At 41.1% G+C, this 23,181-nt stretch carries 23 protein-coding genes; 3 read left to right on the top strand and 20 right to left on the bottom strand.

What is annotated here, in order from left to right; translation table 11 throughout:
* Positions 1 to 70: 70 nt before the first annotated feature.
* Both DWZ61_RS00075 and DWZ61_RS00080 read left to right on the top strand, forming a co-directional pair.
* Positions 71 to 1,432: a Mur ligase family protein gene (locus tag DWZ61_RS00075; protein WP_118537074.1), complete on the top strand. Its 1,362-nt coding sequence runs from the start codon at positions 71 to 73 to the stop codon at positions 1,430 to 1,432.
* Positions 1,433 to 1,511: 79 nt separating this feature from the next.
* Entirely contained in the window at positions 1,512 to 2,033 is a 522-nt protein-coding gene (locus tag DWZ61_RS00080; protein ID WP_118537075.1) for a hypothetical protein, read from the top strand.
* Positions 2,034 to 2,103: 70 nt separating this feature from the next.
* On the opposite strand, the gene DWZ61_RS00085 is transcribed toward DWZ61_RS00080, so the two are convergent.
* A complete protein-coding gene (locus DWZ61_RS00085; protein WP_182426954.1) occupies positions 2,104 to 3,687 on the bottom strand; it encodes a glycosyltransferase family 39 protein in 1,584 nt (527 codons plus the stop codon).
* A 189-nt stretch (positions 3,688 to 3,876) separates the two neighbouring features.
* Positions 3,877 to 4,350, bottom strand: a complete 474-nt coding sequence (locus tag DWZ61_RS00095; protein WP_118501544.1) for a GNAT family N-acetyltransferase — start codon at positions 4,348 to 4,350, stop codon at positions 3,877 to 3,879.
* Positions 4,351 to 4,509: 159 nt separating this feature from the next.
* Between DWZ61_RS00095 and DWZ61_RS00100 the strand changes: the two genes are divergently transcribed.
* On the top strand, positions 4,510 to 5,430 hold the full coding sequence (locus DWZ61_RS00100) for an AraC family transcriptional regulator (protein ID WP_117465158.1): 921 nt from the start codon (positions 4,510 to 4,512) through the stop codon (positions 5,428 to 5,430).
* A 7-nt stretch (positions 5,431 to 5,437) separates the two neighbouring features.
* On the opposite strand, the gene DWZ61_RS19995 is transcribed toward DWZ61_RS00100, so the two are convergent.
* The 18 genes from DWZ61_RS19995 to DWZ61_RS00185 form a co-directional block, all read right to left on the bottom strand.
* Positions 5,438 to 5,983: a hypothetical protein gene (locus DWZ61_RS19995; RefSeq protein ID WP_243026319.1), complete on the bottom strand. Its 546-nt coding sequence runs from the start codon at positions 5,981 to 5,983 to the stop codon at positions 5,438 to 5,440.
* Positions 5,984 to 6,451, bottom strand: coding sequence for an ORF6N domain-containing protein (locus DWZ61_RS20000; RefSeq protein ID WP_243026320.1), 468 nt, complete (start codon positions 6,449 to 6,451; stop codon positions 5,984 to 5,986).
* Between the two features lie 40 nt (positions 6,452 to 6,491).
* Positions 6,492 to 6,854: a helix-turn-helix transcriptional regulator gene (locus tag DWZ61_RS00110; RefSeq protein ID WP_117465156.1), complete on the bottom strand. Its 363-nt coding sequence runs from the start codon at positions 6,852 to 6,854 to the stop codon at positions 6,492 to 6,494.
* Positions 6,855 to 7,052: 198 nt separating this feature from the next.
* Positions 7,053 to 7,379, bottom strand: coding sequence for a TfoX/Sxy family protein (locus tag DWZ61_RS00115; RefSeq protein ID WP_118537077.1), 327 nt, complete (start codon positions 7,377 to 7,379; stop codon positions 7,053 to 7,055).
* Positions 7,380 to 7,398: 19 nt separating this feature from the next.
* Positions 7,399 to 8,085, bottom strand: coding sequence for a GyrI-like domain-containing protein (locus tag DWZ61_RS00120; protein WP_118537078.1), 687 nt, complete (start codon positions 8,083 to 8,085; stop codon positions 7,399 to 7,401).
* 5 nt (positions 8,086 to 8,090) lie between these two features.
* On the bottom strand, positions 8,091 to 8,510 hold the full coding sequence (locus tag DWZ61_RS00125; RefSeq protein WP_118501538.1) for a VOC family protein: 420 nt from the start codon (positions 8,508 to 8,510) through the stop codon (positions 8,091 to 8,093).
* Complete coding sequence (locus DWZ61_RS00130) at positions 8,507 to 9,424, bottom strand: YafY family protein (protein ID WP_118537079.1); 918 nt, start codon at positions 9,422 to 9,424, stop codon at positions 8,507 to 8,509. Before DWZ61_RS00130 ends, DWZ61_RS00125 begins: the two co-directional genes overlap by 4 nt.
* A 158-nt stretch (positions 9,425 to 9,582) precedes the next feature.
* The gene (locus DWZ61_RS00135; RefSeq protein ID WP_118537080.1) at positions 9,583 to 10,533 is read right to left on the bottom strand and encodes an ORF6N domain-containing protein; all 951 of its coding nucleotides are present in this window, start codon (positions 10,531 to 10,533) and stop codon (positions 9,583 to 9,585) included.
* Between the two features lie 80 nt (positions 10,534 to 10,613).
* A complete protein-coding gene (locus DWZ61_RS00140; protein WP_118537081.1) occupies positions 10,614 to 10,892 on the bottom strand; it encodes a helix-turn-helix domain-containing protein in 279 nt (92 codons plus the stop codon).
* A gap of 251 nt (positions 10,893 to 11,143) precedes the next feature.
* On the bottom strand, positions 11,144 to 12,181 hold the full coding sequence (locus DWZ61_RS00145) for a helix-turn-helix transcriptional regulator (protein ID WP_118501534.1): 1,038 nt from the start codon (positions 12,179 to 12,181) through the stop codon (positions 11,144 to 11,146).
* A 211-nt stretch (positions 12,182 to 12,392) separates the two neighbouring features.
* Positions 12,393 to 14,822, bottom strand: a complete 2,430-nt coding sequence (locus tag DWZ61_RS00150) for an ABC transporter permease (protein WP_118537082.1) — start codon at positions 14,820 to 14,822, stop codon at positions 12,393 to 12,395.
* The gene (locus DWZ61_RS00155; RefSeq protein ID WP_006426335.1) at positions 14,819 to 15,493 is read right to left on the bottom strand and encodes an ABC transporter ATP-binding protein; all 675 of its coding nucleotides are present in this window, start codon (positions 15,491 to 15,493) and stop codon (positions 14,819 to 14,821) included. The genes DWZ61_RS00150 and DWZ61_RS00155 overlap by 4 nt, the downstream gene beginning before the upstream one ends.
* Before the next feature lie 113 nt (positions 15,494 to 15,606).
* Positions 15,607 to 16,872: a HAMP domain-containing sensor histidine kinase gene (locus DWZ61_RS00160; RefSeq protein ID WP_118537083.1), complete on the bottom strand. Its 1,266-nt coding sequence runs from the start codon at positions 16,870 to 16,872 to the stop codon at positions 15,607 to 15,609.
* Complete coding sequence (locus tag DWZ61_RS00165; protein ID WP_118537084.1) at positions 16,848 to 17,537, bottom strand: response regulator transcription factor; 690 nt, start codon at positions 17,535 to 17,537, stop codon at positions 16,848 to 16,850. Before DWZ61_RS00165 ends, DWZ61_RS00160 begins: the two co-directional genes overlap by 25 nt.
* A gap of 287 nt (positions 17,538 to 17,824) precedes the next feature.
* Complete coding sequence (gene rlmD / locus DWZ61_RS00170; protein WP_182426955.1) at positions 17,825 to 19,351, bottom strand: 23S rRNA (uracil(1939)-C(5))-methyltransferase RlmD; 1,527 nt, start codon at positions 19,349 to 19,351, stop codon at positions 17,825 to 17,827.
* A 133-nt stretch (positions 19,352 to 19,484) separates the two neighbouring features.
* Positions 19,485 to 20,651, bottom strand: a complete 1,167-nt coding sequence (locus DWZ61_RS00175; RefSeq protein ID WP_118537085.1) for an FprA family A-type flavoprotein — start codon at positions 20,649 to 20,651, stop codon at positions 19,485 to 19,487.
* Between the two features lie 42 nt (positions 20,652 to 20,693).
* On the bottom strand, positions 20,694 to 21,641 hold the full coding sequence (locus DWZ61_RS00180; protein ID WP_118537237.1) for an HD domain-containing protein: 948 nt from the start codon (positions 21,639 to 21,641) through the stop codon (positions 20,694 to 20,696).
* A gap of 26 nt (positions 21,642 to 21,667) precedes the next feature.
* Positions 21,668 to 23,026, bottom strand: a complete 1,359-nt coding sequence (locus DWZ61_RS00185; protein WP_118537086.1) for a trypsin-like peptidase domain-containing protein — start codon at positions 23,024 to 23,026, stop codon at positions 21,668 to 21,670.
* Between the last annotated feature and the right edge of the window lie 155 nt (positions 23,027 to 23,181).

Below are 23,181 nucleotides of genomic sequence, written 5' to 3' on the forward strand. Positions count from 1 at the left end.
CCTGCACAGTGTACGAAAATACATGATACTAAAGTATCTGGAAAATTGCAGGCTACAAAAAGGTATTTATATGAATAACACTTCCGAAACATCACTGCAATTTCATAAAATCACTACGCGTAAGGAGGCGGAAGACTTTGTCTATGCCTCTTATCTGCGAGCTGCCTCACATCAGGATTATGCTGCAAAGGACGCCAGAAAACGACACCCGGAATTGACCAGATCCCTGCTTTGGCAAAAATCCGTTACTCCCTGCATCGTTGTCACCGGAAGCAAGGGAAAAGGCTCCGTTTCCAACATGATCTCCCGAATCCTGCAGACAAGATTCTCTGTGGGACTGATGACCAGCCCTCATATCACGGACTTTCGCGAACGCTTCCGTGTCAATGATACGATGATCAGTGAATCTGACTTCTGCCGTCTGATGACAGAGATCCAGCCAGAGATTCTGAATATTGCCTCTGATCTGCCGGAATCAGTATGTATCAGTCCCATGGGAATCCAGGCCGATCTGGCACTGGCTTATTTTTCGGAAAAACATACGGATTTCAATGTACTGGAATGCGGTAAAGGTGCAAAATACGATGATGTGAATAATGTACGTCACGATTATGCCGTGATCAACCGGATTTTTCTGGAGCATACGAGGGAACTGGGTGATACGCTGACTGCCATTGCGGAAGATAAATCCCACGTTATCACCGGAGAGCAGAAGTGTGTCTATTTTGCGGAGCAGGAACCGGAAGTTCTGGAAGTTCTGCAGCGCCGTGCCGAAACTCTGCATATTCCCTATAAGATCTACGGTCGGGATTTTCATGCGGAAAACATCCGTTATACCTGCTTCGGAATGCAGTTTGATGTTGAAATCGGAGACAACATTTATGCGGATTTACAAATTCCGTTGCTGGGAGAACATCAGGCGAAAAACTGTGCTCTGGCACTTGCTGTGTGTGTGGATGTGCTGTCTGATCTGCGCAGGGAATCCGCAGTTTTTTCTTTGCCAGGCATCCGGAAAAATCTGTCTCTGCTGCACTGGCCGGGACGCATGGAAGTCCTGCGTTCCAAGCTGTTTGTTCTGCTGGATGCCTGTATCAATGCCACCAGCTGTGAGAATGTAAAGGAAGTCCTGCGACATCTGGGGGTTTGGAATTGCACTGTTATTGTGGGAATTCCGGAGGATAAGGATTATGCCGGTGTGGTCAGATCCATGAAAGGTATGGCAAACCGGATTATCCTCACCAGATCCGGGAATCCGCATTATCATTTTTCCCAAAAACAGCAGGAGTCATTGGCAGAAGAAGATATTGGCACAATATGGACAGATTCCGTGAAACAGGCACTGACTCTGGCGGATTCTTTTTCGGATCCCATTGTAATCTTGGGAACGACTTCGGTAATTTCCGAAGTAGAGCAGATTTTTCAGCAATCTTAACTTGCCCTCACCGGATACAGGTGCTACAATGAGGGCAAATAGAAGAGTAGCAAAACATTACGCAGAAAGGAGAAGTCCCATGACAGGTATTTACGGAATCAATTATTCTAATAATTATAGTCTGACCGGCAATTACGGATACGGTTATTCTACCGGTGCGGTATCTTCCGCACAGCCCGAGGAGAAAGGTGTTGTATTGAATCCCGGAAAATCCGATGTAGAAAAGCCCGGCAGAAAGTCTTCTCCCGCAGAATGCGAAACCTGCAAGAACCGGAAATATCAGGATGGTTCCAACGAAATGGTCTCCTTCAAATCTGCATCTCATATTTCACCACAGGCTTCCTCCTCCAGAGTTCGTGCCCACGAACAGGAGCATGTAACGAACGCTTACAACAGGGCCGCACAGAACAACGGCAAGGTTCTCTCCGCCACAGTGTCCCTGCGGACCGCGGTATGTCCCGAATGCGGCACCGTCTACACCGCCGGCGGCACCACCACGACCAAGATCAGTTACCGTGACGAGAGCAATCCTTACCAGCAAAATAAGAAATCTGCCGATGCTGCCATGCTGATTGGACGGAATCTGGATCTGAGTGCGTAAATGAAACATAATTTTTGACACGCGAAAGCCCCCACCTTTTATGATATGTGAGGGCTTTTTTATTTTCATTTTAATACGCCACATACCAGTCCCGGCAGGGCAGGAGAGCGAATCCATCGAATTTTTCCGCATCTGTATAGTAAATAATATATATCTTATTTCTGTCAATATGCTCCCAGTCGATTCCCATGGTGAAGCGGATTCCTTTTCCCAGAAAATCCTTCGGCTTGGGAGGTACATCGCTTAAATTCCTGTTGGCAAGGTATTCTGCAGCGTCAATCTCTCCGTAGAGCAAAACACTGGGATATTTGATGGCATCTTCGATCTCGATCTCACGACCGCTTTCCGCCGCAATCTCCATGGCTTTCTGTACGGCTTCCTCGCTGCCTTCCTGAAAATAGGCACTGACCAGCTCTTTATAAGAAGTAAAATATGCCTTTTCAAACTGTACATTTTCCCCCAGCAGAAGTGCTACCAAAAGAATGCTTACTGCAATTTTTCCATAGAAATTCACTTTTTTCCCCAGAAAATCTGTCAAAGAAGACACGCACAATGCTCCGCACAAAACAAGAGGAATATAGATGCAGTTGATCTGGGTCATTCCCACGGTAACCAGTAATCCCAGCAGCAATGCGCCGGTCAGTTGAAAGAATATCATCCATAATAATGTTGTCTGTCTCTTCTGTAAGGCTAGGATCAGGCGGATCACCAGTAAAAAAACTCCCAGAAAGATCAGTACTCTGGCTGTGATTCCGAAAAATCCAAACGGCATGATCACATCGTAGGGACGACCGATATCCTGCCGATACAGAAGATACAGCAGATTTTTGAAATTGTATAAAATATCACGGAAAGAGGATGCTATTTCATTCACTCTGAAATCCGTCATTACATAGACCGAAAAAGGGCCTATGGAGAACTCTGGGAGGATTCCTCTGTTTACCAGCAAAAACGCCAACAACGGAAGTGCCAGTAATCCAATGATCACCACATGGATCACGAAGTATTTGTTAATCTTCAAAGTCTTTGTAAGAAATCCGTATCCCCATTCCGACAACATAAGCAGCGGAACAATAGGCCAGATAGTCGCATAACAATACAGGCTCAGACCGTAAGAGAGTGCTGACAAAATAAGTAATCTCGGTTTTTTCAGACCATAGGCAAAAAAAGTCAGTCCAAAAAGCAAGAACCCTGGTGCCAGATTGGATTCCAGTCCCCACCTTGACATCATGATATGCCAGGGACATACACTGAGAAGAAGCATGGCCCACAGTCCGGCCGCTTCATTCACCATCTCTTTCATCAGAAAATAAACCGCCACCAGAGATAAAATTGCTACAATGGCCTGCGGTAGTCTTACTACCAGTGGAGTGATCTTACCTCCGGTGAACACCATAAGAGGAAGCATAAGATACGAGTTCAGCGCATTCTGTCCGCCACCCCAGGACTCGAAATACACAGGATAGGAGTGTCCTGTGGAATCGATCCCACTGTGAAACAGTGAATACGCATTAAAAGCCCCATAAGCCTCGTCCATCTGGTAACCGCCCGGAACCTTCCCCAGCTGCACCAACCGCAATATAGAACCAAATACTAATATGAGACAAAACAATATGGTGTATTTATGTTGTTCTATTGTTTTCTTTAATGTCATAGGTCTTTTATATCCTTTTTGCTTTCCAATATTTATTTTCATTTTATCATATTTATGATTGGATTGTCTCTGTAAAACTGAAAATTGATTTCGATGACATTTTGGCCCGCAGATTATCATATTCGGTTTACGTAAACTGAAACATAAAGTCTTCTGGAAACCTACCCATATTTCGTTTTCCTTGTCTATTCAGATTTTTAACATCATTTCCATATATCTTCGGTATGTTTTGAATCCTACTGCTTCATAAAAGGCAAGTGCATCTTCATTAAACTCCCACATATTAAGTTCCATACGATTTATTCCCTGCTCCTTTGTATAAGCTTTTATAAATGCTATCATTTCCGATGCAATTCCCTGCCTTCGGTATTTTTTATCCACACAGAATTCATCAATATCCATAAAATCACGTTCCTGCATAAAAGGAGTTTCCGGTTTATGAATATGATGAAGTACAGCAAAACCACAGATCATTCCTTCCGATTCCGCCACAATAATTTTCTGCTCGGGATCTTTCCAGATGGTATATACATGATCTTGTAATTCCTTATTAAAACCGGCCTTGAAAACCTCGGATTTTCCTTCAACATGCAGGTCATTTACCTGTTTTCTTAATTCATTTACCCGTATTAATTCATTTTCTTTTGCAAATCGTATGACCATTTTTATAGACACCTCTTTTTCTTTATTTTATACTATATACAAGTATATAGTGTGTAAATTATACTTTCAATTACATATATGCAGTAGATATTTATACTTTTTACAATTAAGAATTGCATATAATGTATTTTAATATTTCATTTTCAAAAGGAGATTTATATGCCTCAGAATGATAGACATAAGGAAAGAGAAATACCCATTGAATTTGATTTTTATAATACATTAGAATCATTGCCAGTAGATAACAGATGCACTATCATTATGATTTCCTGTGGAAGCACAACTGTCAAAATCAATGAACATATTCAGACAGTTACGGCTCCTGCCGTACTTTGTATCTCACAATACGATAATTTTCAATGTCTGGAACGCACACATTTAAGTGCCAAGGTATTTCATTTTGATCCATGGTATATAAAAGCCTGTTTAAACTTTGAAAATCTTGATGACTCAGTTCCCATTGACAAACAATATGTTTATGATAGAAACATGCTTTATATGTTCACAAAGCATCATGGATATTTTCAGGGGATTTTTAACTTAACACCACAGCAATATATTCGCTTGAATGAACTTATGCTTATGATTGGTGCTGAAACATACGCACAAAGTGATGATTACTGGACTTGCCGTATCAGAAGAATGCTTCGTCAGGCACTTAATTGTATTTATGATATATATGTGGATCAATGCAAATTAAATTTCTACGAATTATCTGAGAATTCGAATCCAGTTACCATCTGCACTGATTACATTCATGCCAATTACCGGAACAATATCTCATTGAATTTTCTATGCGAGCTTGTTCACTTAAATCGAACCACACTTAACCAGCGTTTCAAACAACAGCTTAACTGTACCTGCATTGAATATCTGCTTCATTATCGTCTTAAAATATCACAGGAACTATTATCTAATACCAATCTTAAGATCGATGATATTGCCAATCAATGTGGTTTTAAGTATGGTTCCTACTTCAACCGGCAATTTACAAAATACCTTGGGATTTCACCATCGGAATTTCGGAAAAATCCCACAGGATATAGTATGTTTGAGGGCGATAAAGTTAAAAAATTATAGCTGTAAGTTATATCTGTTTATCTGGCAATAAAAGTAATCTATCTATTACTGGATGAATCATTTGAACAGAATCCACTTTATTTATTGCACATAACTTTTTACCAGCATCTTTGCTTGACGCACCACAATGATATACTGCCTCCGTAGGTAATTCATAATCAAGAACAATCCATCTATCATGACAATCTGGATTGGGTTTGATTCTAAGTGTTGGATATTGATTTATAAAATCATTGACCACAGCACTTGTGAGAAAACCTTTTTTCCCATGACCATTCTCTGTAAAAAGAATTACCTCAACACCGGATTGTTTTTGCGACAGAAGTTGTAATGTCTTGGTATTCATATAATCATCCACCACATAAATAGATTTTGCTGCCTGTTGATAAATATCTATGTAAGCTGCATCTGCTTCAAACTTCTGTCCCTTATAGATTACAAAATTTTTGAAATCTTTCTCTGTTATAAAATTCTCATTCATAACATCAATGCTCTTTCGAATCTCTTCCATTGATTTTTCTGTTTGTTTCTGCCGATCTACTACACCTGCCATCTAAACAGATAATTCCGATACTTTTGCCGTAACCAGATTCATTTCCGATTGTGTGACAAACTGCCTGTTCTGTCTGATATAATGGCGCATTTCTTTGAATGCACGCATGATAAAAATACTTTGCTGTTCTGCTAATTCTCCTTTCAGTACTGTAGCTAACATATAAATTCCCTGCTCTGTGAAAACATATGGTAGTTTTCTTCGACCACCTTCTTGTCCTTCAAACAAAGACGTAATCCGTGAAGTCGCAAATTGCGACTTCACGAAATCAATTTCTTCTCTTGTTAGCTGAAACATAAAATCTTCCGGAAATCTCTTAATGTTTCTTTTTACCTGTTCATTTAATCGTTTTACCTCATAGCCATATATTTTTGCTAAATCAGAATCCAGCATAACTTGCTGTCCACGAATTATGTAAATACTATTTATGATATTATCTACTGTATTTAATTCTAATACTTCTCCCATAAACCGTCCTTTCGTGAAGTCGCAATTTGCGACTTCACAACTACATGTTTTCCAAGCTTTCTATTTTCTTCAAAGCCTCCACATAAGCCATCAGTCTCTTCTTCTGCTCTTCTTTAAGGCCATGGTAGTCTTCAATCAGTTGAATGTCATAAGGTGTAAACCGACTCTCCGGGCTTGCCGCAACAATCTCTTCCTCGTCTTCAATTCCCTTTCCGGTAAGAAGCTGCTCCGGGGTAATCTGTAATACATTGCAGATATCCATAATCTTATCGGCTGTAGGATTGGTCTTTTTTTTCTTCCATTCGCTGATCGTACTGGTCGCAATACCAACCTGTTTTGCAAACTCAACCTGCGTCATATTTCTGTCTTTTAATACCTTTAATATTCTTTCACTGATAGTCATTCCATTTCCCCCTGTATTTCATTCTTATAAATTTCATTTTTGTGAATATATATTATACCATGGTAATCATATATTCAATATAAATATAAAAAAGTTCGAAAACAAAAGTTCTTCGAACTTTTTTATATCTGAATCTCAATCATTAAATTACCATTTTATAAGTTATAACTGATAAAATTATAAGTTCAATAATAAATATCAGATACCTTTTTTCTTTTTAGATTTTTTCATCGGCAATTCTTCCCACATACTCTCAACCAGTTCACACAAAAACTGCCGATCATCCACATTATCAACCAAAATCATTTCTTTAGCACCATTATAAGGTAGTTCCATCTCGGCATCTGGCATCAACCTCAATGCCATCGGGACCGGCTTCACCAAAAGTCTGTCATCATATACTCCACCAAAAATCCTTCCACGGTAATAAAGGATGTATTCGCCCATCATTGCCCTGCTGCTGACTTCATCCAGTCCTGATAATTGTCCCATAACAAAATCCAAATACTCTTTTGTTGATGCCATATTATTTCCCTCCACACCCTTAGGCTCTCTTTATCGGATGCCTGATTGCAGTCTTCAACTTCTCCGGCGCTACTTTCCTCGCATCGCTCAGATAAATCTCGTGGTGCATTCTCCGATCCGTTATATCCAATGCGTATCCCTGTTCTTCCATAAACCTGTGCATTGCATCTACCGTAACAGGCTCATCGTCATACGCTCCGATATGCATACACTGTACACAAAGACCTTCCTCATAGGAAAAAAACTCAGCCTTAGAAAAATCCTGCTTTTTCTTTGCCGTAGCTTTCCTGACAGCCCAGTCGAAATCTTCCCTGGTAACAAAATCCGGCAAGCGAATAACAGAGATCCACTTAAAATCTTCCTTACGAGCATAATCAATTCCGGGTACTCCATCTCGCCTGCCGGCTTGGTCGGTTCGCAGCATGGCGTCCCCTGGACGCCGCTCACCCTGCCACCAGAATCCCTCTAATGGCGGCACGACATAATCGAAATATCCATTAATCTGATGATCTTCCTTTTTGCTCATTTTAATCGTAAATGCAATTCCATACAGAAGTCCGATAGCCTGCTTGTATTCTCCGTCTGCATCATTTGGATTGCCGCTTCCCCTTACCGCTATATAGTTCATTTTCGGAACAGTTACGATAGACGGTGTGCCTTTCGGCATATAAAATTCTTTATATTCCTTCTTGTAGTCAAAAGCCATATCCTTTACACCCCCTCTAAGTCCTTCTCTTCATAAGGCTTATTCCAGGAACCAATCTCTATCATATTTCCTTCCGGATCAGCAATATAGCAGGTTCTCTGTCCCCAAGGTTCAAGTTCCGGTTCAAGCACAGATGTTGCACCATTTTCCACAGCCTTCTTGTATGCCTCGTCCACCTCTTCAAAAGTATCAACATATAGCGCTATTTCAGAATGACCATTCAAACCCTTGATATACTCATATCGCCGGTTTGTCATCTTCTCAAAATCATTCCGCCCATACAGTAAAAAAAGTGTTCCGTCTTTTACAAGATAAACATTGGAAGTATTCTCTTCTTCCTTAATTTCAAATCCGAGAACAGCCTTGTAAAAACGAATCATCTTTGCCATATCATCAACAAACAACCCAAAACCGTCTAATCTCATTTTCCTAATCCTCCATAGATTTTTAATATTTCCTCTGCATTCCTGCGAATAATGTCCCGCACTTCTTCGGGCTCAAGCACCTCTACTTTTGCTCCAAATGTCATAAGCCATGTCACAAGGTTTTCCATATCCGTATAGTCTGCTGAAAAGAGCAGCCTTCCATCGTCCGTTTCTGTAAAGCAGTTCGGTCCAAATTCTTCAACCAGCCGCCACTTCATATTCGGTGTGAAAAGAGCTTTTACCTTTATCCCACCCGGAAATATCTTCTCATTTGACAAATCCGGCATTGGTACTTCTCTGCGCAGAAATCCATGGTCTGTTTCAACAACACAATCCATACGGTTCAGTTTGAACAGCCTGTAATCTTTACGTTCTAAACACCACCCCCATACATACCAGCTCGACCACCGGAAAACCAGATAATATGGTTCTACCCTTCGGTTGCTCTCTCCGGACGGAGCATAATACTTAAATCGTATGATGCGCCTGTTTTCTATTGCACTCTGCATTACCTCGATCTTTGGAGCAAGAGAACCCTTATACCATGAAGATAAGTCAATCAGCATAGAGTCTCTTCCACTGATGAACTCTGATGATCCGGTCTGGATTTTCTCCATCAGCTGACTGTAGTACCTGCTTCCGCTCACACTGTCAAGACTCCGCAAACCCGCAAGAATCATCTGCATATCTTTGGAACTCAAAATCGTCCTGTCCATACGATATCCATCCATAATACTGATACCACCACCGGTACCCTGTGCAGTTTTTATAGGAATACCTGCTTTACAAAGGTCTTCAATATCCCGATTTATTGTCCTTCGAGATACCTCAAATCTTTCTGCCAGTTCAGGAGCCGTTGTCTTTTCTTCCTGCAGTAAGATTGACAATATACCGATAAGTCTATCTATTTTCATCGTTTCTCATACTCCATACCTATCATATCTAACTCAACATGACAACTATCTGTCATGTTTATTATATCCGCGAAAAATTTTCCTGTATACAAAAAGCCTGCGAACGTCTGATTTTATTTCTAATGTTCGCAGGCTCAATCTCCTCTAGTGTGGTAAAATCAAAGTTCCTTTGATGAAGCCCCACATAAGAAAACCCTTTCATCAGCAGTTCCATAATCCAATACGATAAATCGATCATGAAATATACCGCCTGTCTTTTTCATTGATATTTTTACTGCTGGATATTCTTTGCAAAAATCCGTAAATTCTATATTATGAAGTTTATTATTTCCAACATTATCACTGAATAAAATAATAGCTACTCCAGCCGGAGAATTCTTAAGGTGTACCAGCGTTCTTAAGCCAATATAATTGTCAACGACATATATTGACGACTTTGCCTGTTTATAAATGGACTCATATACCTCATCTGCACTACTAAATTTTGCATTAAACATGAGCCACTTTTCATCATCATCTGAAACAAAGCTGTTCATCATATCTGCTAACTCAGATTTTGTCACAACATCCTTCAAGCCTTCTGCAACATCTGAAATCTGTTTTTCAAGAGATATCATATCTGAGTTGATTTTGTTAATTTCTATTCTGTTGTTAGCAGTTCCCATGCTTAACTGAAGTATTTCCCGCTGACCTATTAAATCACGATTTTCTAATATGTAATCTTTCATTTTCTTAAAGGTTCTTATTAATGCCTTGCTCTGCTTAACAGCCAACGGTCCTTTCAAGACAGTCATCAGCATATATAATCCTTGCTCTGTAAATACATGAGGATTATAACGACTTTTTGAACTTATATTTGCGGTACAATTTTTGTACCGCAAATCTTCTAATTCCTCATCTGTCAATTCAAACATAAAATCTTCATCAAATTTTTCAATATTATTTTTTACCTGTCTATTAAATCCCTTCGTATCATAGCCATATATCTCTGCTAAATCAGCATCAAGCAATACCCTTTTACCCCTAATTTTATACAGTTTTTCTTTTAGATATTCTTCTGTTACTTCTATTACTGCAACATCTATTTCTTTCTTTTTATCTTCTGCCATAGAATTCCTCCATCCATTTTGCGGTCAAAAAATTTGTCCGCAACTTTCATATAACATATTACTGACATCAGTAAAATGGTCTATTCCCCTTTTTCCCTCAGTTTGTCATAATATGCTTTATACCTATAAATCGTCCTCTCACTGACATTGTTCCGCTTCGCAATTTCTACCATTGTCATGCCGCTCTCATACCCAACAACAAAATCATTATATATTGCCATCCACTTGGCGTTATGTTTCTGACGACCGCTTAACTTACGATTTCTGTAATACTCCAATTCCTCCCGAAGTTTTGCATTCTCTTTTTCCAACTCCTCAATTCTTTTTAATGCCTCTTCAATATTTATAACTTTATCCATCTTAATGTTCCTCCAATATGCCATTTTCATTTTGTCTATATCATATCAATCAAGCTTCTATATGTCAATTTGATTTTGTCATCAATTAATTCTAAGCATAAAAAAGGAACCGATCTCTCGATTCCTTCTCATTCCTATATTCTCTTTACTATTTCTTCCTCGTCAACAGGCACACCGTCTCACAGAACATATTTTATCGCAAGACTTTTAAAAATGGAATAGATTTTACCAAACGACAGTTTTCAAAAAACTTATCTGTCAAAAATTAATTTCTCCCACGGTTCATATCCTGCCATGTAGCCGAATTCTTCCTCCTTTCTGAATCCTTCAAGAAGTTTTTCTTTTACACCATCTAATATAGCTTCATCAATATCTCTGAACTTCATATGCTTATATAAACCGGACTTTCTAAAATCATACATAGTACCCACATTATCAAGAAGATGTTTTACCACCTTATATGTTCCCTCTACATCTTTCCCTGCACATACAATATCAAGCATTGGCGAATACTCATTATATTTTCCCATTTCCAATGTATGTGCAACTGCCTGTACCTTCCCTGACAAAAATCTCGCATAACCGATATCATTTTCCCGCAATGCCAGTCCCGCCATTGTGGAAAGAACAAAATTAAGTGTACTAAAGCCGGAAAAAATAATATTTTCATATTTTTCATATGCTTCTTTGATTTTTCCCTGCTTCTGGAGTAATCTTCCCTGATAATAACTTTTCATAGGATCGTATTCTGAAAAATAGTCCAGATATTTTTCTGCCTTGGTGTAATCCTTCTTACGTAAATAAAATCCAAATAAGGAATCTGCTGCATGATGCTGTATCTCTTCATTCTCATCATGTAGTGCCAGCTCATACCATGCGTTAATCTGCTTATCATATTTTTCCTGATTCGTGCATTTATCCGTTATTCTTCTTGCATCAAGCATTACCGCAGTCTGCCAGATAAGCATATTACAATTCGGATATTCCTTTATAAGTCTCAATGCCCATTCATAAGTCTTTTCATAGCCTTCTTCTGAAAACATCCTGTCCATCTTCCTGATAATTTCTTCGATTTCAGTATCTGAAAGTTTTTCATGAAAAGAAAGTAATGTATCAAGTGAAATATCAAGCAGTCTTGCAATTGGTGCCAGCAGTTCAATATCCGGCTTGGAATTACTATTCTCCCATTTGTTTACAGCCGGTGTCGTCACGCCTAATCTGTTTGCCATCTCCTCCTGCGTCATACCAGCTTCTTTTCTGTATTTTTTTATAACAACGCCTATATCCATTTGCTTCATCTCCTAAAAAATTCAAAAGCTTTTGTATACTCAGCATATCAGATTCATATAGATTGCTCAATTGAACAGTGTTTAATTTCTATTCAATTTAATTAACCAGTAGGAAATGTTGCTAAAATACTGTTTAGATTTATCATACATACAAAATGGAAGTTATCTATTTCTCCTCTTCGTTAAGACCTAGTTCATTACATATTACTTGCTATCCCTGATACCTTATTCTTTCTACCAGCGTTTCCTTTTTCAGATTACTGCTTAAAACACAGGAAAGCACAATTTGTAGAATACCAACCAGAAGAATCATAACAAGAATCGGGATAAGAGGAACGTGATAAACGTTCATTCCAAAAATCCCATTATGCTTCGCATAGGAAAACAGTGCATAGCCAAGGGGCAGACCGGCAGCAAGTGCGACACAGATGGTGCCAACCGTAAAAATCAGGCCCTGTATTTGTAAGCTCAGATTCAACTGCTTATTGGTCATGCCTACCGCTTGCAGCACACCGTATTCCTGCTTCTTCGTGGTGATATTGATGATCATGGTGTTTGCCAGATTCATAAACCCAATGAGACCGACAATTGCCATGAACAGATAGCAGCCAAGCTTCATCATACGGCTTGCGTATTCTGCAGATTGTACCTGTGCATGATAGGTATCCATTTTTATATGCGAAGTATTAGAAATCAAAGTATTCAGACTCTGTTCCACAGATGTAACATCTTTTTTATCACAGTCCACCCACAGATAGCCATAGGCTGTTCCCCTCGGATTCATGGAACGGTATACACCTTCCGGAATGACAAGATAAGTGTCCGCGCTTACAAAGGATCCTGCAATCTTTCCCTGATAGGTATAGGTTTCACTTCCATTCTCAAAGTCAAATGCAATAGATTCACCCGGAGCATATCCATCTTGTTCCATCCACGCCGACCAGCCAAAGAAAATTTCACCATTCTTTACCGCCTGATCATAGTCCATAGAGCCAATATCCCCGTCTTGGCGCATAAAATCAAAATCATTTTTACTCACAATATCAGCCGGAAATCTTGTTCCGTTCAGATTTACAGAGACAATCTCTCTCGTCATGACATCTGTCACTCCCGGAATGCTTTTGATTTCTTCAATCATTGAATCATTCAATGGATTATCCGTCAGAATCGTATCCAGATTATTCTCCGGATATCTTTCATCATACTCAGCAGAATAGTCAAGCTGCAGTTCAAATTGTCCATGATTAACGGAAAGACGTGCTTCATGCTCCGTGTCAATATTTCCCACATAATTAGAGATAATCACAAACAATACGCAAGAAAAACCCATTGTGAGGATAGTACCAATAGTTCTTTTGGGATTACCCGTTACATTTGCCATTGCCATAGAAAACACGGTGACATTTTTTCTGCCATTTCGTTTTCCTTTTTTTTGTGTTTCTGCATTTTCTAAATACCGTGTTGCTTCGATAGGTGAAATCCGTGAAACAATTTTCATTGGTTTACGCAGTGCCAAAGCAACGGTAAGAAATGATACGAAAATACAGAGAAGCATAACAGGCAGGGAAAACAGAGGCACCTGATGGTTCTTGATTCCGGACGATACCAGATTTTCCTGCTCCACCAGCCAGTTGAAGCTGACTTTTGCAATCAGGAAACCAAACAGCAGCCCCAGCGGTATCGAAGGAACCGCCAGAAGAATGCCCTCACGAAAGATCAACTGCTTCATCTGCTTTCTGGTTGCACCCAGCGCCTTGATTTTTCCGTACTCCTGAACCTTCTGGGCGATCCCGACCTGGAAGATATTATAAATGACCACAACGGAAAACAGCACGATTCCGAGGATCAGGGTTCCACAAACCACAATCATTTCATAGCTCGGCTGCAATACCCACTGCAGGTAGAGGTCATTGATGATCACGTTTTTCTGGTCAATGCCGCAGGAATCCGCGATTTCTTTTATAACAGGCGCAACATTATTCATAGATACATCTGCAGAATCGCTCAAGGTAAAATAGATATTATATTGCCTGTCACCCTCCGCAACACGCTCATTATAAAAATCCTGCGAACCGAATACAACATAGGAAGCCTCGATGGTATATTCATCCCGGTCATATAAAATCCCGCTGACAGTAAATTCCACCGGTGCGTATTCCGACTGCATGCCGGAACGGTACTCCAATGTTACGGTGTCTCCGACCTTTACATCATGGTATCCCACTGCATCAAAGAAAGCGCGTCCTGCGGCAATTTCCTGCGCCTTTTCCGGATAGGTACCTTCCTTCAACACATATTCCTGATTATAGGGAAGCATTTTCCTGACCGTTTCATCCGCACTGACAAAGCCGCCATTTTCATTTCCTTTCAGGATGCCCTCCGTACACATGATGCCGATATCAGATATCTCAGCTCTGCGTTCCACTTCTTTTAATTGCGTACCATCTGCGGCGATAAACAGGCCGTAGTTGCTTCCATATGAGCCTGCCGCCTGACTTTTCTGTAAATGAATTACCCCATTTCCCACAGTACTGATGGTAACAAGCAGCATCGTGGTCAGACAGATTGCCATCATGATCAGTATACTTCTTGTCCTGTTCCTTTTGTCATTGCTATATGCAATCCTGCTTATTGTCTTCATCTGAAATCCACCACCTGTCCGTCCTCAATCACCAGAATACGGTCAGCGACCTGTGCAATTTCGTCATCATGGGTAATCATTACAATTGTCTGTCCATATTTTTTTGCTGTCATCTTAAGCAGAGCGATTACCTCATCACTGGTCTTAGAATCAAGATTTCCTGTCGGCTCATCTGCAAATATAATTTCCGGACGATTCACCAGTGCTCTTGCAATTGCTACTCTCTGCTGCTGTCCTCCGGATAACTGATTTGGCAGATTATAAATCCGGTTTTCAATCCCCAGAGTTGCAATAATATCATTTACATACGCTTCATCCACTTTTCTTCCATCCAGCCCCAGTGGCAGTACAATATTTTCCCAGACATTAACAGATGAAACCAGATTAAATGCCTGAAAAACAAATCCGATTTTTCTTCTGCGGAAAACAGCAAGGGCATCTTCCTTCATCCTGTATAAATCTTTCCCTGCTAAAGTAACACTGCCTTTTGTCGGGGTGTCTAGCCCTCCAAGCATATGAAGTAATGTACTTTTACCCGAACCTGACTTTCCAACAATTGCTACAAATTCTCCCTGCTCAATCTGAATGTCCACCTGATTGACCGCTTTGACCTGATTCTCACCTGCGCCATAAAACTTACAAAGCTGCTTGGTTTCTAATATCACACTCATGTGTTGCCTCCTTTTCATCCTACATCCAAATTGTATCAGGGCAATCTTTCATTTCACTTTCAAAAAACGAGCAGAAGTCTTACAGAATTGTAAGATTTCTGCTCACTTAAAATTTAACCAACATATGGTAATTGAATCACAAACGTGCTTCCTTTTTTCTTTTTGCCGGAGGTTACCGTAATCGTACCTGCGTGTTTTTCGATAATTTCTCTCGATAGAAAAAGTCCGATTCCTGTACCACTCTTTTCCATGACCTCCTTGGAACTTCCTCTGTAAAATCGTTGAAAAATTTTGTGATACTCATTCTGCGGAATACCAATTCCCTGATCCTCAATTTCCATTCTTACAAGATCGTTTCTTTTTTGTAATCGGATAAATATTTTTGAACCACCCGGACTGTACTTGACCGCATTATCTAAAACGTTAATCACAGCTTCACCAAGCCATCTTTTATCCTGCATAACCATGCATGTTTCCAGCTCTTTTGCATAGTCAAAAACGAATTCAATTTCTTTCTCATCCGCTTTTGGATAAGTACAGTTCACAGCAGATATGACAGTATCCATAAGCGGAAGTTTTTTCTTATTCATCTGAATCAGTCCAGTTTCCATCTTGGATATTTCAAGAAGCGACTGCAATAATGTCTCCAATCCATCCAGAGCACTCCGACAACGGATACGAAACTCCTCCTGTTCTGTGGCACTTAAGTCATTCTGCATCAGCACACTAAAACATGTATCCAAAGCTGCAACCGGTGTCTTTAACTGGTGAGAGATATCAGAAACCATTTCTTTTGTGCTCTCTTTTTCTTCCCGTGCTTCTTCCTTTAGCAGCTGAATATGATGTCCGATTGCTTCAAGCTGGTCATTCAATTTTTCCAGTTCAGCATGATTTTCCGTTTTCAGTAAATCATCAAATTTATTTTCACGGAATCTGATCAGAATTTCTTCCAACTGGTCTAAAATTTTCTGATGACACGCATCTTCTTTTTTCTTCCAATAAAGTAAAAAAGTCAAAAGAAGCATGCATATCACAGTGCTTACAGCACCGGTCACCATAATCTGATGCCGGAATTGCAAATAAAATGCATTCCCTTTATTACCCCAGTATCCATATTGCTCCAATAATTGCCTTCCTTGTTCGTTGGTTTCAATATCCTTATCCTTAAGCAATTCCGAAACAGCATCCAGCCCGGAAAATTCTTCCTTTGCAGCAATCTCTGTCATAAGATTCATTTTATATTTATAATCTTCATAAAACACATATGTGGTAAAGCAATTTAATATTGCAAACAATACTATGACAGGCAATACCAAGGAGAGCGCCACTGTGATCTTCTTGCGATATCTCTTTGTCACTGCCTTACCTCCTGATTCCATATATACCCAAGACCTCTGATATTCTTTATATAGACCGGTGCAGCCGGATTGTCTTCGATTTTCTCACGGAGTCTTCTGACATTAACAGCGATTGTATTTTCATCCACAAAATCCCCTTCCAGATCAAACACATTTTCCAATATTTGTGTTTTTGAAAGAATCTGTTTCGGATTCTGAAGAAAAAGAGTCAGCATTTTCAACTCCGTTTTCGTCAGACTGATTTCACGACTCTTTATCAGGACTTTCATTTCTCCTGCGATAAATACGATATCTCCGGAAATCATCTTTCCGGCTTCCGTTTTCTCCTGTCTGCGGCGGAAATGTGCTTCTATTTTCAAAAGAAGTACTGAAAGACTAAACGGCTTTGTAATATAATCATCTGCCCCTGCTTCATATCCCATGACCTGATCCATCTCCTGATCTAGTGCTGTAAGACAAATAATGTATGTATTATAATTGCATCTCATCCACCTTACAAATTCCAGTCCATTCCCATCCGGAAGATTCACATCACAAATGGTAACATCCACATTATGATCACTTACAATTCTTTTCGCTTTTTTCACTGATTCTGCTGAAAAAACCTCATATCCGGATTTTTTCAGTGAAAATGTAATTCCACGATTTAAATTTTCATCATCTTCAACCACGAGTATACCTGGCATAGCATCTGCACCTCTCTTTATTAACTATTCATCTTAAAATGCTTCAATGCCTCCACAATTGCACTCTCTTTATCTTCTGGACACTGCGGTTGCCTGCTATCTTCATTTTTAGGTAAATTAGGACTTGGAACAAGTTCCAAGTCTGTCGCGGCAGTCGTCGAATTGCCCTGCAAGCAGTCCATTCTCCTTGTTGCAACGCGCAAATTCTTTGCAACCTCAATTCCGCATTTTCTCTTCACCTGTGAGATGCCTTAGTCTCTGCAGATGTTATATCCACATCATCAAGTTCAATTGTTGACATTAATATAATCATCCGGCTTTTGTTTCAGTTGGGACAAAAGAACAACTGTCTCCACATGCACAGTCATTCCAAACTGGTCCACGCCCCGGACCTTCCGGATCTCATATCCACCATCGCAGAGGATCTTCAGATCTCTGGCAAGGGTGGCGGAGTCGCAACTGACGTATACGATGCGTTCGGGCTGCATACGGAGCATGGTGTTTAAGCAGGCATCATCGCATCCTTTTCGGGGCGGATCTACGACAATCACATCCGGATGGAGCATTTCATCGGAAGATGCCTCTGTAGTCGTCTTTTCGTAGAATTCCGGCAGGACTTCCTCTGCTTTGCCCACGAAAAACTCAGCATTTTCAATATGATTTCTCTTTGCATTCTCTCTGGCATCGTCGATGGCCTGGGGGATGATTTCCACACCGCATACCTTTTTGGCTTTGCCCGCCAGGAAGAGAGAGATGGTTCCGATACCACAGTAGAGATCCCAAACAGTCTCTTTTCCAGTCAGTCCCGCATATTCCAACGCCAGGCTGTAAAGCTTCTCGGTCTGTACGGGATTTACCTGATAGAAGGAGAGAGGAGAGATCTTGAAGGTTAATGCATCCCCGGTATAAGGGTAATTTTCTTTCTGCATGTCTCTTACGTGGATCGTATCCTCAATGGTGCTCTCACCCCAGAGGTTATGGATCTCGGTACCCATGATTACATTGGTTTTCTCGGTATTGATGCTGACTGACACACTTGTCATACCTTGTATTTCTGCCAGTGCAGCCAGTAATTCTCCCTGATTGGGCAAAAACTCGTTGGTATTCTTCTGTACGCCTGTGGAAATATATGACATTTTTGTCATTTTCTTATTAATGACCAGACATACCATTAACTGTCCACTGGTAAAGCCCTTTCGGATCAATACATGACGCACCAGTCCTTTACCGGTGACTTCGTCATAAGCGGTCACTTTGTTTTTCCGCATATAGGAGAGTATGGTTTCGAGGATCTGCTGATTCTCAGAAGCACCAAGGGCGCAGTCTGTATTGGCAATGATGGTATGGGTGTGTCCGGCATAAAAACCGGTGATGACATTGCCATCCCGGTCGGTTCCTATGGGATACTGTGCCTTATTGCGATAGTGGAAGGGTTCCTTCATGCCTATGATGGGCTCCATACATTTATCAATGTATTCCGTATCGAATCCACCGATCCGGATCAGATTGTTGCGGATCTTCTGTTCCTTGAAATGCAGCTGCTCGGAGTAGGAGAGTGCCTGCAGCTGACAACCACCGCACTGTCTGTGATAATCGCATTTCGGTTCCACACGAAAAGGAGAAGGCTGTAACACCTTCTCTAATCTGGCATAAGCGTAGTGCTTTTTACTTTTTATGATCTTGGCTTCCACCTGATCACCGATAACGGCATCTTTGATAAAGAGGGTAAAACCGTCTACTTTACCGATTCCTTCTCCGTCACTTCCCATATCCTCTATGGTCAGCGTTACACGATCATTTTTCTTATATTCCATAAATATCCTTATGCCTTTCCGTAGCCTACAAATTTTCCGGTACTTCAGTACCGTGTACTTCCAGTATCGCTTACATCAGTCCCTCGTACTTTGGTACACTGTGCAGGCACAAATTTACGTGTGAAAAACTTTCTCAGGAAAGTTCCTCTGCCAGCTTCCCGATTTCTTCTTTGTTCTGCTCATTCATGGCGGACTTGATGCTTACCGTAGTCTCCGTAAATGTCAGATTCTTGCTTTTTTCAAACATTCCAAGGATCAGTTTGCCTGCCATGGGTGCCCAGGTGCCGTTCTCAATGATTGCCACCTTACGATTCTGGTAATTACGCTCGGTCAGACCTTCGATATAACTACGCATGCAGGGGAAGAGGTCTCCATTATAAGTAATACCCGCCAGCACCAGTCTGTCATAACGGAAAGCATCGGCAACAGCTTTTGCTTTATCGCATCTTGCCAGATCGTACAGTACTGTTTTCTGTCCTTTTTCCTGTAAAACATCAGTCAGATACTCCGCAGCATTTCTGGTATTGCCATAGACAGAAGCATAGGCAATTACCACTCCGGATTCTTCCGGCTGATAGGAAGACCACTTATCATATTTTTCCAGATAGAATCCCAGATTCTCCTTAAGTACCGGACCGTGAAGAGAGCAGATGGTCTGAATGTCCAGTCCTGCCGCTTTTTTCAGAACCGCCTGTACCTGTGGACCGTATTTTCCGACGATGCCGATATAGTAACGCCGCGCCTCATCGGTCCATTCTTCCTCTACGTCCAAAGCACCGAATTTACCGAAACCATCTGCAGCAAACAGTATTTTTTCGGTTGTTTCATAAGTCATCATGACCTCCGGCCAATGCACCATGGGAGCATAGACAAAATGCAGGCTGTGCTGTCCAAGCTCCAGGACACCATCATTCGCCGCAACGATGTGTTGTTCCGCAGGTAATCCCTGCACGGCGAAAAACTCCGGGAAAAACTGTTCCATGAACTGGAATCCCTTAGCTGTGGATACTACTGTGGCTTTGGGATATTTTTTCAGAAAAGCCGGAATACTGGCGGAATGATCCGGTTCCATATGCTGTATAACAAGATAATCGGGCATTTTCCCGTCAAGAACCTGTTCTACATTGTTCAGCCATTCTTCCGTAAAAAATCCATCCACTGTGTCCATAACGGCGATTTTATCATCCAGGATCACATAGGAGTTGTAAGACATTCCGTTTGGAACCTTATACTGTCCCTCAAACAGATCTACCTGATGATCGTTTACACCTACATATTTTACACATGCACTGATTTCCATATGCTTCCTCACTTTCCTGTCTGTTCATAGAAGAATTGTCATTTACTCCATTTTGGTAGCACGCAGATTGGATTCAAACAATCTGTTGTAACCAAGCCAGCCACTGTTTTCACTGTTATTTTCCAAAATTTCCTTAAAGGTCTCCATTTTGGCATCCGTATCATCCGCATAATTCAGAGCTACTGCCTCGATCAGTGCAGGCACCTTGGGGGAGCCGTATTCCAGTTTGCCGTGATGAGCCAGAATACAATGCTGTAATTCTGCCAGCAGATTGTGAGGGAATCCGTCGATCTTAGCGGCACGTTCCCCAACCATCTGTGCACCCATCACGATATGTCCCAATAACTGTCCGTCATCTGTATAATCGTTTACCGGAAAAGCGGAAATCTCTTTTACCTTTCCGATATCATGGCACATAGCCGCCGTCAGAAGCAGATCTCTCTGTAAAATAGGATAAGCAGAGCAGTAGTAGTCACACAGCTTGGTAACTCCCAAGGTATGCTCCAGCAATCCGCCCACGAAACCATGATGCACTGTCTTGGCTGCAGAAGAGTTGCAGAATTTCTTCGCAAAATCAGCATCGTCAATAAACAAATCCTGCAACAGCTGATGTAGATAGGTATTCTTAATACTTCCGATCAGAGTCTTTAATTCATTGTACATAGTGTCGATGCCTTTGGAGCTCACCGGCAGATAATCGGAAGGATTGTATTCTCCCTCATGGCAGACACGGATACGTTTCACGCTGATCTGCAGCTGCCCCTGGAAATTCGTCACATCACCGTATACCTCTATGTAATCCAGATCATCATAATCACCGATGCCCGGATTGTTCGGCTCCCATACCTTGGCATCAATAGTTCCGGTCTTATCCTGTAAAATCACGCTTTCATAGGGTTTGCCGTTCTTGGTAACAGCCTCCTGTTTATGTTTGCACAGATAAATATCAAACACTCTGTCGCCTTCTTTTAACTCTTTAATGAATTTCATATTGTTGTCCATACCTTTCTGTCAATCTATTTCAACACCGTTAATGTGATGTCGAATTTCATCTCTTTATATTCCTGCTGTGACTGCCGCATAATCGTCAGTTCTACACTATCTCCCGGTTTCATACTGAGCAGAGAGTTCGTATACTCGTCAAAGCTGATGATCACGCGTTCACCGAATCCTGTGATGACATCTCCCTGCTGGATTCCCGCCAGCATCGCAGGAGAGTCCATTTCTACCTCTTTAATATAAGCTCCGTAAGGAACCCCAAGTTCGCTGTTGGCTTCCTCTGTGACATCCACACCCTTAAGACCCAGATAGGCGAATTTTTCTCCATTCGACATTTTCTCGATATGACGCTTCAATTCCGTAATACCGTAAGCACAAACCATATTTTTCATATCTGTGGCAGATTTGCCATTGGTAATGATACCAATGACCTGTCCCTGAAGATTGAATAATACGCCTCCTGCATTCTGACTGCCTACAATATTCGTCTGCAGAATCCGATAAGTGGTATCCGATGCCGCCGACTCACTGGCGGAAGAAGTAATGATGCCATATCCCAGTGAGCCGTTCGTACCCATGGGACGCCCCAGAGCCACCACCGGAAGTCCGGCAATATCTTTGATATTAGAAGATCCAAAAGTAGCGATCGTAATATCATTCTTCAGAAAATCTTCATTCAGAGTATCCAGTTCTACGGCAATCACCGCCAGACCTGTAGTCTCATCTTTTTCCTTCAAAGATGCATCTGCCTGTGTGCCCTCGTTGAATGTGACAATAATGTCATCTGCTTGTTTTACCGGAGAATAATCGGTTAAAATCAGTAATTGCTTGCCATTTTGCGCTATGATCACACCGGATGACTGGTTTTTGCTCTCATTTACATTGTTGAACCAGTCCACACCGGATGACACTCCTGTCACAGTAACCATAGAACGGTTCATCTCTGCCACATACTGGGCAAGAGCGTTGTAAATCTGCTTATAATTATCCAGGTCCAATATGATTCCGGATAACAGTTCCCGGATCTGCTCCTGTTCCATAACTTCACCGGAAACAGAAGAGGACTGATTGTTCTGATTCTCCTGCTGCATATTCTCTGTCAGCATCTGTTCCGGAGACATCTCATCCTGATCTTCGGGGAATACCACCACCTGTGGTTCCTCCTCCGGGTACAACCAGTTACTGATCACCGGTTCCAAAACCAAAAAAGTGAAGCATGCCACCAGACCGAAGATCACTGCCATAGAAGCCGTGATCAAAGTTCTGCGCAACAGCTTTTTCTTATTTACCGGACGTTCCTTGATTTTTTCTATCATAAATTTTTTCTCAGAAACGTCATTTTGTTCCTTCTGCTTATTTTCTTGGGAATCCGCCATAAATATGCCTCCTCTGCTGCCTACAGATACTTCGGCTTTTCCTTAGGACTCTAATATCTCAATTATACAAAACTGTACCAAAAAAGGCAATAAATATGGTATAATAAGCTCACCCATAAAATCCTGCGTGACTGCTTGCAGGCAAAGCAGGATTT

Origin of the sequence: Clostridium sp. AF34-10BH (assembly GCF_003478095.1) — a bacterium.
Classification (GTDB): domain Bacteria; phylum Bacillota; class Clostridia; order Lachnospirales; family Lachnospiraceae; genus Acetatifactor; species Acetatifactor acetigignens.

Coding starts and splice junctions, on each gene's coding strand:
- DWZ61_RS00075 (WP_118537074.1), top strand. CDS start 71: ATGAATAACACTTCCGAAACATCACTGCAATTTCATAAAATCACTACG.
- DWZ61_RS00080 (WP_118537075.1), top strand. CDS start 1,512: ATGACAGGTATTTACGGAATCAATTATTCTAATAATTATAGTCTGACC.
- DWZ61_RS00085 (WP_182426954.1), bottom strand. CDS start 3,687: ATGACATTAAAGAAAACAATAGAACAACATAAATACACCATATTGTTT.
- DWZ61_RS00095 (WP_118501544.1), bottom strand. CDS start 4,350: ATGGTCATACGATTTGCAAAAGAAAATGAATTAATACGGGTAAATGAA.
- DWZ61_RS00100 (WP_117465158.1), top strand. CDS start 4,510: ATGCCTCAGAATGATAGACATAAGGAAAGAGAAATACCCATTGAATTT.
- DWZ61_RS19995 (WP_243026319.1), bottom strand. CDS start 5,983: ATGGCAGGTGTAGTAGATCGGCAGAAACAAACAGAAAAATCAATGGAA.
- DWZ61_RS20000 (WP_243026320.1), bottom strand. CDS start 6,451: ATGGGAGAAGTATTAGAATTAAATACAGTAGATAATATCATAAATAGT.
- DWZ61_RS00110 (WP_117465156.1), bottom strand. CDS start 6,854: ATGACTATCAGTGAAAGAATATTAAAGGTATTAAAAGACAGAAATATG.
- DWZ61_RS00115 (WP_118537077.1), bottom strand. CDS start 7,379: ATGGCATCAACAAAAGAGTATTTGGATTTTGTTATGGGACAATTATCA.
- DWZ61_RS00120 (WP_118537078.1), bottom strand. CDS start 8,085: ATGGCTTTTGACTACAAGAAGGAATATAAAGAATTTTATATGCCGAAA.
- DWZ61_RS00125 (WP_118501538.1), bottom strand. CDS start 8,510: ATGAGATTAGACGGTTTTGGGTTGTTTGTTGATGATATGGCAAAGATG.
- DWZ61_RS00130 (WP_118537079.1), bottom strand. CDS start 9,424: ATGAAAATAGATAGACTTATCGGTATATTGTCAATCTTACTGCAGGAA.
- DWZ61_RS00135 (WP_118537080.1), bottom strand. CDS start 10,533: ATGGCAGAAGATAAAAAGAAAGAAATAGATGTTGCAGTAATAGAAGTA.
- DWZ61_RS00140 (WP_118537081.1), bottom strand. CDS start 10,892: ATGGATAAAGTTATAAATATTGAAGAGGCATTAAAAAGAATTGAGGAG.
- DWZ61_RS00145 (WP_118501534.1), bottom strand. CDS start 12,181: ATGGATATAGGCGTTGTTATAAAAAAATACAGAAAAGAAGCTGGTATG.
- DWZ61_RS00150 (WP_118537082.1), bottom strand. CDS start 14,822: ATGAAGACAATAAGCAGGATTGCATATAGCAATGACAAAAGGAACAGG.
- DWZ61_RS00155 (WP_006426335.1), bottom strand. CDS start 15,493: ATGAGTGTGATATTAGAAACCAAGCAGCTTTGTAAGTTTTATGGCGCA.
- DWZ61_RS00160 (WP_118537083.1), bottom strand. CDS start 16,872: ATGGAATCAGGAGGTAAGGCAGTGACAAAGAGATATCGCAAGAAGATC.
- DWZ61_RS00165 (WP_118537084.1), bottom strand. CDS start 17,537: ATGCCAGGTATACTCGTGGTTGAAGATGATGAAAATTTAAATCGTGGA.
- rlmD (WP_182426955.1), bottom strand. CDS start 19,351: ATGGAATATAAGAAAAATGATCGTGTAACGCTGACCATAGAGGATATG.
- DWZ61_RS00175 (WP_118537085.1), bottom strand. CDS start 20,651: ATGGAAATCAGTGCATGTGTAAAATATGTAGGTGTAAACGATCATCAG.
- DWZ61_RS00180 (WP_118537237.1), bottom strand. CDS start 21,641: ATGAAATTCATTAAAGAGTTAAAAGAAGGCGACAGAGTGTTTGATATT.
- DWZ61_RS00185 (WP_118537086.1), bottom strand. CDS start 23,026: ATGGCGGATTCCCAAGAAAATAAGCAGAAGGAACAAAATGACGTTTCT.